This is a genomic window from Polaribacter sp. AHE13PA, from assembly GCF_019278505.1.
GTDB lineage: Bacteria > Bacteroidota > Bacteroidia > Flavobacteriales > Flavobacteriaceae > Polaribacter.
On sequence record NZ_CP058985.1, the window covers coordinates 330,147 to 349,664 of the forward strand.

Consider the following 19,518-nt stretch of genomic DNA (forward strand, 5'->3'; position numbering starts at 1 on the left):
TTTATCTAGGATTAACTAGATAAAAAGAGAGGGTTTTTCCTTTTAAATTTAATGTTTAACACTATATATTGTAAAAGCTAATGAAATAACGTTAGCACTAATTAATTACTGCCCGGAAATTTTGGATCTATACTTTTTTAAATAGTTAGAAGGAGTAGCATTCATCACTATTTTAAATTGACGATTAAAATTAGATATATTTTTAAAGCCAGATTCATAACAAATTCTGGTAATATTAAATTTGTCTTCCATTAACATTTTGCAAGCGTATCCTATTCTTATTTCAGTAACGTATCTAGAGAACGTTTTTTTATTTATACGTTTAAAATAGCGACTAAAAGCAGCTGTATTCATGTTGGCAATAGAAGCAGCGGTTTCTGAATTAATTTCTTTATTGAAGTTTTTAAATATGTAAGCTTGTACTTTATCTTGTATATCACTTTTAGTAGATTTAAAAGAATTAACAAACCCATCACTGGCTAATTTTTTTGTAGATGTGTGTTTTGCTAGTTTATCTAATATAATTAAAAATGAGATTGTTTTATTAAATCCTTCTAAATCAAGTATTTTTTTAATATCGGTGATAAGGCTAGTATCTACATTTAAGAATTTTAGACCATACTTAGCTCTTTCAAAAAGTGCTAATATATGCTTCATTTCTGAAGCTTCGAAAAATGAATCTCCCAAATAGTTTTGCTTAAAATGAATAGCAATAGCTTTTACTAATTTGGTGGCGTTTTGATTAAAATAATCATCACTATTCACCCACATGTGAGGTAGGTTTTTACCAATTAGGATTACATCTCCAACATTAAACTTTTCAATACTATCACCAATGAAACAAGTACCTTCACTTTTTAAGATCACCACTAATTCTAATTCGGCATGATAATGCCATATTTTTAAAAAATAAGGGTATTCATTTACTTTTGTAGTTAAAGAGCTATTACTAATACTGCTTCTATCTAAGCGGTGTAATTTCATGAAAAAAAATATTTTGTATAAAAAAAACAGAAATTTAATACCCTAATAAAGGTACTAAATTTCTGTTATAATTAAAAAAATAAAATATTAGTATAAGAAAAATGTAGTCATTATTGTTTGCTATTTTATTAAATGGTTCGGCAAGTTTTTAACATGTTCGCAGCATAATTGCTCCATAACTTGCTGAAATTCTCGTTTCATTAAAGAAATGGTATGGTTACCACCTTCTTTTCCTAATGCACCAACACCATACATAAAACTACGTCCCATAAATGTAAATTCTGCTCCGTTAGCCATCGCTCTTGCAATATCTGGACCTCCACGCAGGCCTGAATCGACCATTATTTTTATTTCATTCTTAAACTTTTTAGCTAAATGGGTCATTGGTACAATAGAAGATTGACCAGCGTCTAGTTGCCTTCCTCCATGATTAGATACAATTAATCCATCTACACCTAAGTTAATGGCTTTTTGTGCATCCATTTCATTTACAACACCTTTTATGACTAATTTACCTTTCCATTGGTCTCTTATAGAAGCAATTCGGTCTTCATTTAATCGACCTGAAAAAGTTACATCCATAAATTCACCTAATTTTTTTAAATTTAATCCTTTAGGCATATACTTTTCCATGGTTTTAAAAGCAGGTTGTCCATGAATTAAAGTCTGTATAGCCCAATCTGGTTTTTTAAATACTTCAAGAATATTTTTTACACTCATAGATGGAGGCATTGCTAAGCCGTTTCTAACATCTCTTGGTCTATAACCAAATGTAGGTACATCTGCTAAAATAACTAAGACATCTGTTCCTGCATTTGCAGCTCTATCTAACAAATCTCTTTTAACACTTTCTTCTGCAGGATGGTATAATTGAAACCAAGATTTTCCTTCTGTTAATTCTGCTACACGCTCAATACTAGAGGTAGTAACAGTACTTAAGATAAAAGGAACATTATGATCAAAGGCTGCTTTTGCTAAAATTTCTGGAGAATTTGGCCACATTAGCCCTTGAAGTCCAACTGGTGAAATTCCAAAAGGGGCATCATATTCATGACCAAATAATTCTGTTTTTAAATTAGATTTATCAAACTTTGATAAATATTGAGGCATTAACTCTATTTTCTGAAGGTCAGTACGATTTTTATCTAAATTAATATCTTCGTTACATCCACCATCTAAATACTCAAAAGCAAATTTTGGCATTTTAACCATTGCTCTTTTTCTTAAATCTGTTACAGAAGGATATTTAGGGTTTATTTTTATTTCCATTTTTTTTATTTATAAATTTTCATTGTTCTGTATCCATAAAGTGCTATAAAACAGAAACAGATAAAAGGTAAAATAAATGAAAAGTTGACTCCCGTAAATGGACCAATTTTTTCCATATCTATCATTGAACCTTGTAATATAGGCATTAAAGCGCCACCTACAATTGCCATAACCAAACCTGCAGCTCCTAGAGCTGAATCCTCTTCACTTAATCCGTCTAAAGCAATTCCGTAAATTGTAGGGAACATTAAAGACATAAATGCTGAGGTTGCAACTAGCATATATAAACCAGCCATTCCTTCAATTAAAATAACTCCGGCAGTGGTAACCATTGCACCAAGTGCGAAAATCATTAGTAGTTTTTTTGCGTTGATGTATTTCATCATAAAAGTACTTATAAACCTACTTCCTAAGAAAATAGACATGGCAACAATATTAAAGTTTTGCGCTGTAGATTTAGGGATTCCTAAGTTTCCGGCATACTGGATAATAAATGTCCAACACATAATTTGTGCTGCTACATAAAACATTTGTGCTAAAACACCTTCCTTATATTTTCCGTTTGCAAATAACCTTTTAAAAGAATCTGCGGCACTAGAGTACGTTGCATTAGTGTTTCTTTTAGGCATTTTAGTAACTGCAATTAAAACCAACATTGCTATTACAACAAAACCTAATATTACATATGGATTTCTAATAATAGCTAAATCGTGTGTTCTAATAATTGCTTTTTGAGTTTCATCTAGTGTACTAAAAATTAACTCACCTGCTTCATTTCTTTTATCAGAATCTAAAGCGACCAAAATAAATTTAGATGCTACAAACATTCCGAATAAAGACCCAATAGGATTAAAAGCTTGTGCTAAATTTAAACGTTGTGTAGCCGTTCTTTCATCACCCATAGAAAGGATATACGGATTTGCTGTGGTTTCTAAAAACGCCAATCCGAATGTTAAAATATAAAGTGATCCTAAAAAGAAACCGAAGACTTCAAATTGCGCTGCCGGAAAAAATAATAAAGCTCCAATTGCGTATAATGTTAGTCCTAAAAGAATTCCTTTTTTATAGCTGTATTTTCTTACAAATAAAGCAGCAGGAATTGCCATTGTTGCGTACCCACCATAAAAGGCAAGTTGTACTAAAGCAGCTTTTGCAGTAGATATTTCCATAACGGTACCAAACGCAGCAACCATGGGATTTGTAATATCATTGGCAAAACCCCAGAGTGAAAATAAAGAGGTAATGATGATGAAAGGAATTAAAACTTCCTTGGAAACTACGGGGATTTTTTTTGACTCAGCCATAAATAAAGTTTTGTTGTGTGTATAAAAAAAGCACTTTTAAAAGATCTATATTGGGGGGAGATCTTTAAATTAAAAGTGCTTTTGTAATATTATGAAATACTACCTATATTGAGCATAGATAACTTTTGTTTGTAAATATTCTTCCATTCCATGTTTACCATCTGCACCACCTAAACCAGATTTTTTCCAACCAGCGTGGAAACCTTGAATTGCTTCAAAATGCTCTCTGTTAATGTACGTTTCTCCGTATTGTAATTCTTCTGCAGCATGCATTACTTTGTTAAAGTTTTCTGAGAATATAGATGATGTTAATCCAAATTCACAGTCATTTGCTAAAGCAATTGCTTCGTCAAGAGTACTAAATTTCATCACAGGTAAAACTGGTCCGAAAACTTCTTCTTGAATAATTTGCATGTTTTGAGTTACGTTGGTTAATAAAGTTGGTTGGTAAAAATAACCTTTATCAAATCCAGGAGTTCTAGTTCCTCCTACAACAACTTCTGCACCTTCTTTTTTAGCATATTCTACCATTTCAGAAACTTTATCCAATTGCGCTTTAGAAACCAAAGCACTCATATCTGGGTTATTCTCAGAAAAAGCATCTTCTACTTTTAAAGTTTTCATTTTTGCTGCAACCATATCTAAAAATTGATCATGTATAGACTCTTCTACATATAAACGTTCTGCACAGTTACATACTTGTCCGCTAAACGTAATTCTAGAAGTAACAACAGCATTAACAGCCAATTCTAAATTAGCATCTGCACATACAATCGCTGGTGCTTTACCACCCAACTCTAAAGAAACTTTAGTAATGTTTTTAGACGCAGCTTCCATAACCATTTGACCAGCACCAACACTACCTGTTAAGCTAATAATACCAGTAATAGGACTTTTAGAAAGTGCATTACCAACAATACTACCTTTACCACAAACATAGTTTAATACACCAGCAGGAAGTTTTATTGCTTCTATTAATTTAGCAAATGCCATTACCGTATTTGGTGCAATAGAACTTGGGTTTATTACACATGTATTTCCGGTAATTAAAGAACCAGCAACTTTTCTAGCCATTACAAAGAACGGAAAGTTCCAAGGCAAAATACCTACAGCAACACCAATAGGTGCTTTGTGTAAAAAGATATGCTCTTTAGCACGGTCACTTTGTATAATTTCTCCTTCTATTCTTCTTGCAAAACCTGCATAATAGTCAAAGTAATCTGCGGTAACATCAATTTCTACTTGTGCTAAACCCATTACTTTTGCTTGCTCTGCTGCTAACGTTTTTGCCAAGAAAATTCTATTCTCACGAATTACATTAGCCATTTTATTTAAATAGTTAGCTCTTTGAATTGCAGGAAGAGATTTCCATGCATGTTGAGAAGCTTGTGCTGCTTCTAAAGCTAATTGAGCATCCTTTACACTTCCAATAGGCATTAAAGCTAACACCTCTTCGGTACAAGGATTTAAAATTTCAATTACTTCTGTAGAGGTAGATTTTACAAATTTTCCGTTGATATACTGTTCAAATTGCTGCATAAAATATTTTTTAGTTAATTGTTTTTATATTAAATGAAGTCAAAAAAATAAGATAATTTTTAAGCTTCTTCTGCTACTAACATATTGGTCATAAAAGACATTAAGCAAACTTATAAATATAACTGAGTAAAATTTTATCCATAATATGCAATAATATGTATAATTTAAACATAAGTATATTTAAAAAGGTGTAATAACCCTCTAATAATTACTTGTAGAGATGTTTTTTTGTGAATATTATAAAGTTGATTTTGTGTATGTTCTATGAATGTTTTTGTCTGAATTGTGTTTTTAGTTTAAATTAATATGTTACAATGTAATTCCAATTATTTATAGATAATAAAATGTGTCGAGATCAATTTTTTTTCTATTTTATTGATGATACTTATTCTAATTGAGAGCCTTCTTTTAAAATATTTAATTGTTTAGTAACTATCAATTTTCCTATATAGAAGTCCAATCTAAGGTAGCATAATGGTTTTTTAGATATGCTTTTACAATCGCAATATCATCTTTAGAAGATAAATCTGGTACGTGTTCCGAAAGCGGAATTCCTACAACTTTATTTATAGTTTCTGTAATGTAATTTAAAAGAGAGCTTTGCATTTCCTTTTCATTTCTAATAGGGTGCACGGGACAATTTTTTAAAAATGGATAAAATTCTTTGCCATCAAATTTAAAAATATTCATACTCACTCTTAGCTTTCCGTCTCTGTCATAAAAATTAGGCACCTCTTCTTTCGAAGGTTTTTCAAGAATGTTGATGAGGTTATTTTCAGCATCTAATTTTGTCAATGCAAATTTAGAAATTCGTTCTAACGGAAATTCTAAAGCATCTCTATTATAACTTATAAAAGCATTTTTGTGTTCAGTTTTTCTTAATGTATAAAGTGCTTCTGTAGAGTATAAATTATCGCTATTACAAACCGTATAAAATTGATTATTCAATTGGGGAAATTGTTCTACAGCTTGTAAAAGTGCGTCTGCAGTACCAAAAGGTTTTTCTCTGTTTTTAGGAACATACTGTATTGGAAAATAAATGTTTAATCCGTTAAAATCGTTATTTTTATCTTTACTACCGTAGAACTCTTTAAACAAACCTCCTTTTTCATTGATAACAATATAGATGTTTTTGTAACCCGCTTTTTTTGCATTATATAACAGATAATCTAACACCGGTCTCCCTGTTTTATCTAAGCTAATTAAACTTTTACTTCTGTTGTTAGCTTGTGCAGTTTCATTAGAATCTATGGTTTTAGAAGTTGCTGGTTTCTTCATTCTAGAAGAGGCTCCGCCAGCTAATATTATCAAGTTATTGTGCATGTAAAATATTGGTTTTTTTTTGACTTTTTAAAAGTAATCAATTCAAGTTAAAATTGTATTTTTATTTCATGGATTTATTTTCTTCAGAAACAATACAAAATATTTTACCTTATGATGGAGTTACAAATTATCATGGAATAATTCTGGATAAAAAACAATGTGCGTTTTATTATCAGAAATTAATGGAAACCATTAACTTTAAAAATGATGAAGCAATTATTTTTGGTAAAAAGATATTGACCAAAAGAAAAGTAGCTTGGTACGGAGAGTCTGAATATTCGTATACCTATTCTAAGATAACAAAAACTGCCAATATTTTTACAAAAGAATTGTTAGCCCTTAAAGAAATCGTAGAGCAGGAGAGTGGTGAAACGTATAATTCTTGCTTGTTAAATTTATACCATTCTGGTGATGAAGGAATGGCGTATCATTCCGATGGAGAAAAAATGCTAAAGGAAAATGGAGCTATTGCTTCTTTATCTTTAGGAGCAGATCGTAAGTTTTCTTTTAAACACAAAGAGAACAAACAAAGAATAGATATTATTCTAGAAAAAGGGAGTTTATTGGTTATGAAAAAAGGAACACAAACCAATTGGCTACACAGATTACCACCAACCAAAAAGGTAAATTCACCTAGAATTAATTTAACTTTTAGAACAATAGAATTGTAATATTAATTATCAATTTTTTTGATAAAATCGTCTCTATAATTTAATCCAATAGGTATCCAGTTATTATCAATAATAATTCTATTTCTTTGCACAGAATAAATGTGTTTTATAGAAACAATGTAGGATTTATGAACACGGATAAAATTCACTTTACCTAATTTTTCTTCAAAATTCTTAAGACTGCTAAGTGTTAAAATAGGTTTTTCTCTATGTGTATGAATTTTAATATAATCTTTTAACGACTCTATATATTTTATGTCTGCTAAGTTTATTTTTAAATTCTCATATTCAGATTTTACAAAAATAAACTCAGGAGTTGTTTCTAAGGTTGTAACAGGTGTTTCTTCTTCCGTTTTAGACTTCAATAAACTTTGTGCTCTTGTTGCCGCTTTTAAAAAACGATGAAAAGGAATCGGTTTTACTAGGTAATCGATGGCATTTAAGTTAAAACCTTCCACGGCATAATGCGAGTATGCAGTTGTAAAGATAAATAGTGGTTTGTTGTCTAAAGATTTTATAAAATCGATTCCAGAAAAATCTGGCATTTCTATATCAGTAAAAATTAAATCTATTTTTTGTGATTGTAAAATAGTTGTTGCTTCAAATCCACTAGAGCAAGAACCTATTAATTCTAAAAACGGAACTTTAGAGATAAAGTCTTCTAATAATTCTAATGCTAGCGGTTCATCATCAATAATTATACACTTCATTTTTTATTTTTTTAAGTTGATTTTTAGATTTACTTCAAATGATTTTTTAGTATTCGTAATCTCTAAAGTATGCGCGTTTGGGTACAATAAATTCAATCTGTTTTGTATGTTTTCTAAACCAATACCAGAGTCTTTGTTTAAGGTGTTTTGTAGTGATGATAAATTGTAAACATTTAAATGTAATTGATCATCATTGGTAGAAATTTTAATAGTAATATCTGTTTTTCCTTTATAATCTGTTCCGTATTTAAATGCGTTTTCTATAAAAGAAATAAGTAGTAGAGGTTCTATTTTGTAGTTTAAATTTCCATGCACGTTTATTTTTACACCACTAGAATCTTTTAATCGTAATAACTGTAAAGAGATATAATTTTTTATGTATTCTATTTCTTTTTCTAGGCATATATAGTCTTCATTGGCCTCATAAATCATATATCGCATGAGTTCCGAAAGAGTTACAATGGCAACGGTAGTGTCATCAGATTTCTTATTAGCTAAAGAATAAATACTATTTAATGTATTGAATAAAAAATGAGGATTTAACTGTGCTTTTAAAAATGATAATTCAGAATTTACTTTTTGAGAAGCGGCAATAGTTCGTTCTTTTTCAGATTTATACCATTCTGCAACTAGCTTTACACAAGTACTTAAAGCAAAAAATATCAGCAGTAAAATAGGTGGTCTTAAATTGAAATTACTTTCTCTAGGTCCTCTAAATTTAGGATTAAATTGGCCTTCCGGAAAAGGTGGTCTTAAAGAAAATTTTAAACAGAATTTTATTATAAAAGTTATAGAAAATATAATTCCTAATGAAATTAGAAGGTATAAAATAATTTTTTTATTCAGTAAAAATTTAGGGATTAACACTAAATAATTCAAATAAAAAACAGCAATAAAAGTGAAGTTTAAAATATAAAACTCATTCGGAATTGTGCTTAGTCTAGCATAAGACTGAATGGCGGTTATCACCAAAAAGAAAATCCATATAAGACAATGGACAATTATTATGGTGTTATTTTTTTTTAATAAAGGACTCAATGTTTTCATTATTTAACAAATGCAAAATTATATGAGACGTTTCTTAAAACTCTCCCAATAAACTGTTGTTTTTATCACAAAAAAGGTTGAAAATTAAGTTACTAGGAATAAGTAGCTTAATTTTCAACCTTAAATATATTTTTAAAAGTAAGAAGTGTTAATCATCTTCATTTTCTAATTCATAAGGTCTAAACTCCCAAACATCATCAAAATAATAACTACCGCTTCTACCCATTAATACAAATGCTTTTGTATCAAAAGTAAAAGTAGATGCGTTTTGTCTTGCAGATCCTTCAAATACAGGTAATTCTTCCCAAGTATCTGTTGCAGGGCTATATTCCCAAGCATTGGTGTTGATAGAACCAGCAATACCAGTAGTTACATATCCTTTTCCGTCTAAAGAAAATGCTGCACCACTGCTTAAAAGAATGCTATAATCGTCATCATCATCTTCGTCATCATCTAAATCTGTTAAACGTGTCCAGGTAGTTCCGTTAAAAGCATAAAAATCTTCTTCGTAACCACCATTATGAATTCCTAAACCAATATAAGCAACATCATCTATAGTAAAAACAGAGGCATTCTGACGCTTTTGTCCACCAAAACCTACAGATTGTTCCCAAGTATTAGAAGCAACATCGTATTTCCAAAAATCTTTTTGCTCACTACCATCATACCCGGTTCCAATATATCCATCATTACCAATAGCAAAACCAATAGCACCATATCTTGCAGTACCTTCAAAATCTGCTTTTTGAGTCCAAGTGTCAGACGTTGGGTCATATTCCCAAAAATCATTTAATTTATCTACACCGTCATAACCAGTACCTAAATATCCTTTACCGTTTATAGTAAAACCAACAGCACCACTTCTTGCAGTACCAGGAAATGCAGCTTTCTTTACCCAGTAATCACTATCAGAATTATACTCCCAAGTATCAGCTAAATAATCATCACCATCATAACCAGTTACTAAATACCCTTTAGAACCAATGGTAAAACTTACAGAATTCGCTCTAGAATCACCATCAAAAGTAGAACTCTCCACCCAGTTTCCGTACTCATCATCATCGTCATCATCACTACACCCTATAAAAAATAGAGACATTATTAATGTTGCTAAAAAGAGCATACTACTCCTTTGTATTAAATTTGTTTTTCTCATTAGATTTAATTTATTCATTTGCTTAATTATTAGGCAAACTTAAAAGCTAATAAATAGCTAACATTACAAAATAGACAAACAAGGGTATTTTATAGATAAACATGTAAACCAAATGTTAATTTTCTTAAAAGGTGTTAATTATAGGGTTTAACGATGTTTTTTAGTGGTAAGTCTATAAAAAAAGACTGTTTATATATTTTATGATTTCTGATGACGGCTCTCCTAATATTTTTGCTTGAAAAAGTAAAATGAGGTATTTAATTTTTAGTATTATAGGTATGGTCTTTTTAGCGTCTTGCGCTACCGACGATACTACTTATGAAGTAGGAGGTGATTTTATTGAAAACACTATTCAGGTTAGAGTTTTAGATACATTTTCTATAAAAACAGGAACTTTTAAATTAGATTCTATAATTACTTCTAGCACTAATAGAATTTTAGTAGGTAATGTGGTAGATGAAAACTTGGGTACTTTATCTGCAAAATCTTATCTAGAATTAATAACCTCTAATTTTTCTATAAGTACAGATGCGGTGTATGATTCTATAGGGATGATTTTAAATTATGATAATTACTATTATGGAGATACTACAAAAGTACAAACCTATACACTACATAGAATTACAGAAACAGTAGAGCCAGAAGACGATGCTACTAGTTTTTACAATACATCTTCCTTAGAATACGATGCTGCTATTTTAGGACAACTTTCATTTACGCCAAGACCTAATAAATCTACAGATTCTTTATTTGTTAAAATGGATGATGTTTTAGGAAAAGAAATTTTTGATAAAATTGTAGACAATGATATTAATAATACAGACGATTTTCTACAATATTTTAAAGGATTGGTAATTGCACCAGATACTTCTGTAAGTAGCCATGTTTTAGGTTTTAATGCACAAACTACAACAGGTACAGGGAATTCTATGATGCGATTGTATTATTCTATAAATGATGATGACAGTGAAGATAATGATTATTACATAGATTTTGTAATTTCTTCAGCAGCACAGCAGTTTAATGAAATACAATCAGATTTGTCTAGTACGGTTTTAGGTGATTTTGAAGATGGTGAAGAAATAAAACTGAGTACAACTACAGATAATTTATTGTTTGCACAATCTGGAACAGGAATTACAGCGAGAATAGAGATGCCGTCTATTAAAAAACTTTCTGAATTGTATGAAAATGCTGCTACTTTAAGTGCCGAATTAACCTTTAACCCGTTAAAAGGAAGTTATAGTGATGACAATCCGCTACCAGAATACTTGTCGGTTTATATTGTAGATCATAAAAATAGAATTATACAACAACTTACGGATATAGATGGTAATATAGCTTCTGCAATTTTAATAGAAGATACAGATGAATTTAATGAAGACACTTATTACTACGTTAATTTAAGTGGATTTGTAGAGCAAATTTTATATTCAGACACCGATTTAAATTATGCCTTAATGATTCAGTCGGAAAACTATTCTAAAGAAGTAAATAACATTGTTATAGAAAATAACGCAAGTACTAATAGAGAAGTAAAGTTATCAGTAAAATATTTAAACTATTAAGATGAGAAAAAAGATATTATTACTAGTATTAGTAGTTTCAGGACACGCTTTGTTTGCCCAAAGTAATACAAATACACCCTATTCATTATTTGGTTTAGGTGTAGAAAATAAAACAGCTACAGGAGGTTTAACCGGTTTAGGAAACACAGGTATTGCACAAGCTAATCCGTTTGAAATAAATTTATTTAACCCAGCGAGTTTAAGTAGTATTTTACCAAAATCTTTTTTATATGAATTTGGTTTAAATGGTACATATTCTACCTTACAAACAAATAGTGTTAGTGAAAGTAGTACCAATGGAAACATCTCTCACCTTGCTATTGCGTTTCCTATAAAACAAGGTTGGGGTATGAGTATTGGTTTGCTTCCGTATACAAAAACAGGGTATAATATAGATGTAGAAAATGCTATTGAAGGTTCTGCAGATACTTATGTTACTAGAATTACAGGAGAAGGAGGTTTAAATAAATTTTATTTATCTACGGGTTTTAAAGTGATTAAAAATTTATCTTTAGGTGTAGATGTAGCTTTTCTTTTTGGGTCTATCAATCAAGAAAGTATAGCGTATACAGGTTCTTTAGTTTCTATCAGTGATCAAAATCATTACGGCGGAGTAAAATTAAAAACCGGACTTCAATATAAACTACCATCAATTAAAGGTTTAAAAAACACTATTGGAGCTACGTTAGAATTGCCTTCATCTTTAGGAGGAACACAAACAAGAACTTCTTATAAAACATCTTCTAACGGAACCTCAATAAGTATCGAAGAAGATGTAGAAAATGATTTAGAGAATTTTGAACTGCCGTTTTCCTACGGAGTAGGACTTACTTCTGTGATCAATAAAAAAATTACAACAAGTTTAGATTACCGAAAATTACTTTGGAGCGATACTTCTCAACCGCAAAATAACGAAAGTTATGCAGACCAATCTATTTATGCTTTTGGAGTAGAATACGTGTCTACATCAACAAAATATAATTATTGGTCTAACGTAAAATATAGAGCAGGTATTAATTATAATACAGGTTTTTTAAAAATTTCTAACCAACAAATAGATAGTTATTTTGTGTCTTTTGGACTAGGTTTACCAATGAAAAAATATAGTAATGATAATTTTAATATTTCTTATTCTTACGGTAGAGAAGGTACTTTAGATAGCAATTTAATTCAAGAAAACTTTCATAAAATTACTTTAAACCTAAACTTTGTTGGTCAATGGTTTAATAAAAAGAAAATAGATTAAACAAATAGCTTTGTAATTTAAAATAAGTGCGGTAATCCCTTTAAATAATTTGTATTTTTGCACAAAATTATTTTCTTTTGGACACTACAAATCAAAAATCGACAAACCTTAATAAATATATCAGTTCTTCTGGTATGTGCTCTCGTAGAGAGGCAGAAAAATTTATAAATGAAGGTAGAGTTACCATCAACGGTAAACCAACTCAATTAGGAAACCGAGTTGCTAAAAAAGATGTTGTAAAGTTAGACGGACGATTAGTAGAGCCTAAAAATGTTACGCTATATATTGCTTTAAATAAGCCAGTAGGTATTGTTTCTACTACCGATGATAGAGAACCAAATAACATTGTAAAACACGTTAATTACCCAGAAAGATTATTTCCTATTGGCCGTTTAGATAAACCGTCTGAAGGATTAATTTTTTTAACAAATGATGGAGATATCGTTAACAAGATTCTACGTGCAGGTAACAATCACGAGAAAGAGTACTTTGTTTCTGTAGATAAATCTATCACAGATGATTTTATTAATAAAATGGGGAGTGGAATTCCTATTTTAGGTACTATGACCAAAAAATGTCTAGTAGAAAAAGTAAGCGATAAAATTTTTAAAATCATTTTAACGCAAGGGTTAAACCGTCAAATTCGTAGAATGTGCGAATACTTAGATTACGAAGTAACTAAGTTAAAACGTACTAGAATAATGAATGTTGAACTTGGTTATCTACAATCTGGAGATTGGCGAGAATTAACAGATGAAGAAATGAAAGAAATTAATAAAATGATTTCTAGTTCATCAAAAACACAAGAAGCATCTGTAGTAAAAGAGAAGCCTAAAAAGCAAGTTTCTAAGAAAAAAGCAGCTCCTACTAAAAACGATTTCAATAAAAAAAGTGCTTCTTTTAGAAAATCATCACCAAAAAGTAAAAGAAATAATGCTGGTGCTTCCTCTAAAAAGAAACGCTGGTAATCTTTTTTGGGCGTTACCTTGTAGGTCAGGCTTTACGCTATATCTTTTTTAATAGCATGTATGCAAAAAGCATAAATACTATTAAAAAAGGATGCCGCTGCAATCCTTAACGCACGTTTTAGCCAACAAAAATAAATCCTTAACTTTTTGCCTTTTTTATAACAGTTCATTTTATTTATCAATTCTTAAATAATAGTATCTTTGCAGGCAATGAAATGGAATTTATTTAAAAAAATAAATAAATGAGAGAACCAGATAGTTATATAGGTTCTAAAGTTTTGTAATTAATTATAGTTACAAAAATCATCAAAAATTAAACGATTGAAATTCGACTTAAAAATTACCGACCCAAAAAGTAAGGCAAGAGCAGGAGTAATAACTACTGATCACGGAGTAATAGAAACTCCTATTTTTATGCCTGTGGGAACTGTTGGAACCGTAAAGGGAGTACATCAAACAGAATTAAAAAACGACATAAATCCTGATATTATTTTAGGAAATACATATCACTTATACTTACGTCCTGGTTTAGATATTTTAGAAAAAGCAGGTGGTTTGCACAAGTTTATGAATTGGGATAGAAATATTCTTACAGATTCTGGTGGTTACCAAGTATATTCTCTTTCTGGAAGAAGAAAAATAAACGAAGAAGGAGTAAAGTTTAAAAGTCATATAGATGGTTCTACGCATCATTTTACACCAGAAAATGTAATGGAAACGCAAAGAACTATTGGTGCAGACATTATTATGGCATTTGATGAGTGTACTCCATATCCTTGTGATTATAATTACGCAAAACGATCTATGCATATGACACATAGATGGTTAACGAGATGTATCAACCACTTAGATAAATTACCTTATAAATACGGTTTCGAGCAAACTTTTATGCCAATTGTACAAGGTAGTACGTATAAAGATTTACGTAGACAATCTGCAGAATATATTGCAAATTCCGGTCAGCAAGCAAATGCAATTGGCGGACTTTCAGTAGGGGAACCTGCGGAAGAAATGTATGCAATGACGGAGGTTGTTACAGAAATTTTACCAGAAGATAAGCCAAGGTATTTAATGGGAGTTGGTACTCCAATTAACATTTTAGAGAATATTGCTTTAGGTATCGATATGTTCGATTGTGTAATGCCAACAAGAAATGCTAGAAACGGAATGTTGTTTACAGCACACGGTTCTATCAATATTAAAAATAAAAAATGGGCAGAAGATTTTAGTCCAATAGACGATATGGGAATTACAGGAGTAGACACCATGTATTCTAAAGCCTATTTACGCCATTTATTTGCAGCAAAAGAAATGTTAGGAAAACAGATTGCCTCAATTCATAATTTAGGTTTCTATGTTTGGTTAACACGCGAAGCAAGAAAACATATCTTAGCAGGAGATTTTAGAGAGTGGAAAGATATGATGGTAAAACAAATGGATAAACGTTTGTAATTATTTACATATTCTAAATTACAAAATAAAGCTACGCTTTTGAAAATAATAGACTGGTACATATTAAAACGATTTTTGGTAACTTTCTTGTTCACCTTATTAATCTTGATTCCTATTGCTATTGCCATAGATATATCAGAAAAGATTGATAACTTTTTAGAGCATGCAGATTTAGGATTGTACCAAATTATAGATGAATATTACAAGAATTTTATCATCTATTATGCCAATACATTTATGCCTTTGGCATTATTTATTGCTGTAATTTTATTTACTTCTAAACTATCTAATAATACCGAAATTATTGCCATTACAAATGCAAGAGTTTCATTTACACGTTTTTTATATCCTTATTTTGTTGGAGCTAGTTTAGTAACAATTATTTCTTTAGGAATGAATCATTTTGTGGTTCCTAATAGTAGTAAGGAAAGAAAAAAGTTTGAAAGAGAGTATATTAAAAGTAACAGGCAAAAGCACGAGTTAAAATATGTAAGAGAATTTAGTTTGCAACTTACAGATAGCACCTACATCTTTATACGTAGTTTTGATACAGAATCTAATTCAGGTTATGATTTTACATCAGAAGTATATGATGGTATAGAAATGAAATCGAAACTAGTTGCTGATAGAATAAGTTATAAAAAAACCGATTCTACTTCTACTTTTACCTTATCTAATTGGAAATTACGTAAAATTTTTAAAGACAGAGATAGTATCTTTTCAGGGAGTAAAATAGATACTGTTTTTAACTTTACACCAAGAGATTTAATTTATAAATCTGCCTTAGCACAAGAAATGCCTTCTGGAGAATTACAAGAATTTATTGGTGTTTCTAAAAAGAGAGGTGTTAAAAACTTAAATGCATATCTAGTAGAGTTTTATAAAAGAACAAGCTTACCAATAGCTTCTTATATTTTAACAATTATTGCTGTTGCTTTGGCTTTTAGAAAAAGAAGAGGTGGTACTGGAGTCAATTTGGCTATAGGAATTGGGCTCATGTTTATGTACGTTTTCTTAATGAAAATAGCTGAGGTTTTAGGTGCTGTTGCTGGTGTTAACTCTCTACTTTATGTTTGGCTTCCGAATATTGTTTTTGGCTGCGTAGCTATTTATCTCTACTATAATGCAAGAAAATAAGTTAAACAATTATTTACAGTTACACCTTATCGTTTTTATTTGGGGGTTTACTGCAATTTTAGGCGCATTAATTAGCTTAGATGCCATACCGTTAGTTTGGTACAGAATGTCTTTAGCGGTACTTTTTATTGTACTTTATTTTATTATCAAAAAAAAATCATTTAAAGTTGACAAAAAAGGACTTTTAAAGTTCTTTGTAACAGGAGTTATCATTGCCCTACATTGGATTTTTTTCTTTAAAGCCATAAAGGTTTCTAATGTTTCTGTTGCGCTAGTAACTATAAGTACTGGTGCATTTTTTGCCGCTTTAATAGAACCTATTTTCTATAAAAGAAGAATTAATCCATTAGAAATGGTGTTGGGCTTAATTGTTATTTTGGGGCTTTATATCATCTTTAATTTTGAGAGTCAATATAAATTAGGAATTATCTATGCGTTAATTGCATCCTTTTTAAGTGCATTGTTCTCTGTGTTTAATGGTCTTTTTATTAAAGAATATGCTGCAAATACAATATCATTATATCAATTAGTTTTTGGGGTGCTTTTTATAACTGTTTATCTTTTAGTTACAAATGGTTTCTCTGTCTCTTTTTTTATAATTCCAACTTCAGATTGGATATACCTTTTAATTTTAAGTAGTATCTGTACTGCGTATGCATTTATAGCTTCTGTTAAAATAATGAAATATATATCGCCATATACGGTAATGCTAACCATTAATTTAGAACCTATTTATGCAATTGTTTTAGCATTATTTATATTTGGTGAAAAAGAAAAAATGAATCCAGAATTTTATTTTGGAGCATTTATAGTACTCTTTGTAGTTTTATTAAACGGAATTATAAAGAATAAAACGGTGATAAGAAATAAGATTAAAGCAAAGACTGTTAGAAAAAAGTAACTTCTTTTTAAAAAAAACAACTAATTTTATAGTATGTTTGTCTATTCAAACAACTAAAATCAAATAATTACAATATGGAATATTTAGATTTTGAAATGCCTATTAAAGAGCTTTTAGATCAACTAGATAAATGCCAAATAATTGGTAAAGAAAGTGATGTAGATGTAAGTGCTACTTGTAAGAAAATCGAAAAGAAATTAGACAAAGCTAAGAAAGATATATATAAGAATTTAACACCTTGGCAAAGAGTTCAATTATCTAGACACCCTAATAGACCTTATACTTTAGATTATATTAAAGCTATTTGCGGAAACACCTTTATGGAGCTTCATGGAGATAGGAATGTAAAGGATGATAAAGCCATGATTGGTGGTTTGGGTAAAATTGGAGATCAATCTTTTATGTTTATTGGTCAACAAAAAGGGTACAATACAAAAACGCGTCAGTATAGAAACTTTGGGATGGCAAACCCTGAAGGTTACAGAAAAGCGTTGCGTTTAATGAAAATGGCAGAGAAGTTTGGTATTCCTGTGGTTACTTTATTAGATACACCTGGTGCATATCCTGGTTTAGAAGCAGAAGAGCGTGGGCAAGGTGAAGCGATAGCTAGAAATATTTTAGAAATGACTCGTTTAAAAACACCAATTATTACCGTTGTTATTGGAGAAGGAGCTTCTGGTGGTGCTGTAGGTATTGGAGTAGGTGATAGAGTTTATATGATGGAAAATACTTGGTATACTGTTATTTCTCCGGAATCTTGTTCTTCTATTTTATGGAGAAGTTGGGAATATAAAGAACAAGCTGCTGCTGCATTAAAGTTAACAGGTACAGATATGAAGAAGTTAAAATTAATTGACGGAATTATAGCTGAACCAATAGGTGGAGCGCATACTGATAGAGAAGGAGCTTTTAAAGCGGTACAAGAACAAATTCTTACTGCATTTGATGAGTTAAAAGATTTAAATGATACGGATTTAGTTTCTCAAAGAATGGATAAATATGCTGCAATGGGAGTTTACAAAGAGTAATCTCTTATTACTAAGCACAAAAAAGGCGAAATCTACATGTAGATTTCGCCTTTTTTAGCAATTTATATTTAATTATATATTATCTAAAGACTCTAATAAAGATTTTAATCTAGGATCTGAAGGTCTTGGTGCATTTGCTTCTACAATATTTCCTTGTGGATCAATTAAAATAAATCTTGGAATACCAGAAATTTGATACGCTTGCTGAAAACTAAAATCTTGTCCTGCCCAAAGTTGAACACCACTTAATTCTTTGTCTTTTACAAAGTCTCTCCATTTTTTTTCTGCAGCTTCCCAAGAACCACCACTTCTTCTAGACTCATCAGTAGAAATACTAACAAATTCTATATTTTTATTATGAAATTCTTTTTCTATACTTTTTAAAGACGGTATTTCTCTAATACAAGGTCCGCACCAAGTTGCCCAAACATCTATATATACATATTTTCCTTTAAAAGAATCTAAAGATTTTTTACCTCCTTTAACATCTACATAATCTTCAAATTTAGGAGAAACGTTTCCTTTTCCCATACTTTTATTTGATACATACGTTTTTTCAAAGTACTCAAACATTTGTGTATTTTGTTTAGAAGCCATATCTACTAAAGAACTATCTAAATCATCATAAGACGATAAAATACTATCAAAATCTTTTTTTAATGAGGTCATTTTAGCTTCAAAAGCTTCTTGGTCTAAAGCAAAAAGATCTGCAGGGTTTCCTATATTCTCACTTTGTTCTAATTGTGCAATGATAAAATTAGAGTTAGAAGATCCAGCTCCTGAATACTTGAAACTTTTCATGAATTCTTCAGAATCACCTTTTACCGTAATGTCAAACCCATTTTTTAAATATAATGGAGCTCTTTTTTGAGCACTAGTTTGAAATGTATAAACATCTACTTTTGGCACTTTTAAGGAGTCTTTAAAAGAACCATCTTTATTAATTGTAATTGTTTTAAGGATACCTGTTCTACTAGAAATTGTTAGAATAGAATCTGTGTTATTTTCTAATTTACCAGATAAAGAAACGTATTCTTTAGAATGTTCTTTTGTACAAGAAGCAATTGCTAATAGTGTAAAAAGTGCAAGTGTTAATTTTTTCATTTTTTTTATGCTTAAATTTAATTACAAATATATGGTATATGTGTAAATAAAATAGTTAAATAATTTACAAGAATGCAATCGAAATTACTTTTAGAATAGCAATTAAAAAAA

The 19,518-nt window shown here is 30.2% G+C and carries 17 protein-coding genes; 8 read left to right on the forward strand and 9 right to left on the reverse strand.

Annotated features, from left to right (window positions below; genetic code table 11):
• Window positions 1–105 precede the first annotated feature (105 nt).
• The 5 genes from H0I28_RS01470 to H0I28_RS01490 form a co-directional block, all read right to left on the reverse strand.
• Complete coding sequence (locus H0I28_RS01470; protein WP_218760188.1) at window positions 106–984, reverse strand: AraC family transcriptional regulator; 879 nt, start codon at window positions 982–984, stop codon at window positions 106–108.
• Between the two features lie 120 nt (window positions 985–1,104).
• Window positions 1,105–2,253, reverse strand: a complete 1,149-nt coding sequence (locus H0I28_RS01475; RefSeq protein ID WP_218732924.1) for an alpha-hydroxy acid oxidase — start codon at window positions 2,251–2,253, stop codon at window positions 1,105–1,107.
• Between the two features lie 5 nt (window positions 2,254–2,258).
• Complete coding sequence (gene fucP / locus H0I28_RS01480) at window positions 2,259–3,557, reverse strand: L-fucose:H+ symporter permease (RefSeq protein WP_218760189.1); 1,299 nt, start codon at window positions 3,555–3,557, stop codon at window positions 2,259–2,261.
• A gap of 99 nt (window positions 3,558–3,656) precedes the next feature.
• Window positions 3,657–5,096: an aldehyde dehydrogenase gene (gene aldA, locus H0I28_RS01485; protein WP_218760190.1), complete on the reverse strand. Its 1,440-nt coding sequence runs from the start codon at window positions 5,094–5,096 to the stop codon at window positions 3,657–3,659.
• A gap of 444 nt (window positions 5,097–5,540) precedes the next feature.
• Window positions 5,541–6,419, reverse strand: coding sequence for a sugar phosphate nucleotidyltransferase (locus H0I28_RS01490; protein ID WP_218760191.1), 879 nt, complete (start codon window positions 6,417–6,419; stop codon window positions 5,541–5,543).
• A gap of 68 nt (window positions 6,420–6,487) precedes the next feature.
• Between H0I28_RS01490 and H0I28_RS01495 the strand changes: the two genes are divergently transcribed.
• Window positions 6,488–7,090, forward strand: a complete 603-nt coding sequence (locus H0I28_RS01495; RefSeq protein ID WP_218732928.1) for an alpha-ketoglutarate-dependent dioxygenase AlkB — start codon at window positions 6,488–6,490, stop codon at window positions 7,088–7,090.
• 2 nt (window positions 7,091–7,092) lie between these two features.
• Here the strand turns inward: H0I28_RS01495 and H0I28_RS01500 are convergent, their stop codons facing one another.
• The 3 genes from H0I28_RS01500 to H0I28_RS01510 all read right to left on the reverse strand — a co-directional run bounded on the left by H0I28_RS01500 (window position 7,093) and on the right by H0I28_RS01510 (window position 10,003).
• A complete protein-coding gene (locus H0I28_RS01500; RefSeq protein ID WP_218752518.1) occupies window positions 7,093–7,800 on the reverse strand; it encodes a LytTR family DNA-binding domain-containing protein in 708 nt (235 codons plus the stop codon).
• A 3-nt stretch (window positions 7,801–7,803) separates the two neighbouring features.
• Window positions 7,804–8,847: a sensor histidine kinase gene (locus H0I28_RS01505; protein ID WP_218760193.1), complete on the reverse strand. Its 1,044-nt coding sequence runs from the start codon at window positions 8,845–8,847 to the stop codon at window positions 7,804–7,806.
• 148 nt (window positions 8,848–8,995) lie between these two features.
• Window positions 8,996–10,003 (reverse strand): kelch repeat-containing protein, encoded by a 1,008-nt coding sequence (locus H0I28_RS01510; RefSeq protein WP_254712619.1) that lies wholly within the window; start codon window positions 10,001–10,003, stop codon window positions 8,996–8,998.
• Between the two features lie 248 nt (window positions 10,004–10,251).
• On the opposite strand from H0I28_RS01510, the gene H0I28_RS01515 reads away from it, so the two are divergent.
• The 7 genes from H0I28_RS01515 (at window position 10,252) to H0I28_RS01545 (ending at window position 18,303) form a co-directional block, all read left to right on the forward strand.
• The gene (locus H0I28_RS01515) at window positions 10,252–11,571 is read left to right on the forward strand and encodes a DUF4270 family protein (protein WP_218760195.1); all 1,320 of its coding nucleotides are present in this window, start codon (window positions 10,252–10,254) and stop codon (window positions 11,569–11,571) included.
• Window position 11,572: 1 nt separating this feature from the next.
• On the forward strand, window positions 11,573–12,817 hold the full coding sequence (locus H0I28_RS01520) for an outer membrane protein transport protein (protein ID WP_218760197.1): 1,245 nt from the start codon (window positions 11,573–11,575) through the stop codon (window positions 12,815–12,817).
• A 77-nt stretch (window positions 12,818–12,894) separates the two neighbouring features.
• Window positions 12,895–13,785, forward strand: a complete 891-nt coding sequence (gene rluF / locus H0I28_RS01525; protein WP_218760199.1) for a 23S rRNA pseudouridine(2604) synthase RluF — start codon at window positions 12,895–12,897, stop codon at window positions 13,783–13,785.
• A 321-nt stretch (window positions 13,786–14,106) separates the two neighbouring features.
• The gene (gene tgt, locus H0I28_RS01530) at window positions 14,107–15,237 is read left to right on the forward strand and encodes a tRNA guanosine(34) transglycosylase Tgt (RefSeq protein ID WP_218732934.1); all 1,131 of its coding nucleotides are present in this window, start codon (window positions 14,107–14,109) and stop codon (window positions 15,235–15,237) included.
• Between the two features lie 39 nt (window positions 15,238–15,276).
• The gene (locus tag H0I28_RS01535; protein ID WP_218732935.1) at window positions 15,277–16,374 is read left to right on the forward strand and encodes an LptF/LptG family permease; all 1,098 of its coding nucleotides are present in this window, start codon (window positions 15,277–15,279) and stop codon (window positions 16,372–16,374) included.
• The gene (locus H0I28_RS01540) at window positions 16,361–17,275 is read left to right on the forward strand and encodes a DMT family transporter (RefSeq protein ID WP_218760201.1); all 915 of its coding nucleotides are present in this window, start codon (window positions 16,361–16,363) and stop codon (window positions 17,273–17,275) included. Before H0I28_RS01535 ends, H0I28_RS01540 begins: the two co-directional genes overlap by 14 nt.
• Window positions 17,276–17,349: 74 nt before the next feature.
• On the forward strand, window positions 17,350–18,303 hold the full coding sequence (locus H0I28_RS01545; RefSeq protein ID WP_218732937.1) for an acetyl-CoA carboxylase carboxyltransferase subunit alpha: 954 nt from the start codon (window positions 17,350–17,352) through the stop codon (window positions 18,301–18,303).
• Between the two features lie 72 nt (window positions 18,304–18,375).
• On the opposite strand, the gene H0I28_RS01550 is transcribed toward H0I28_RS01545, so the two are convergent.
• Window positions 18,376–19,407, reverse strand: a complete 1,032-nt coding sequence (locus H0I28_RS01550) for a TlpA disulfide reductase family protein (protein WP_218760202.1) — start codon at window positions 19,405–19,407, stop codon at window positions 18,376–18,378.
• Window positions 19,408–19,518 lie beyond the last annotated feature (111 nt).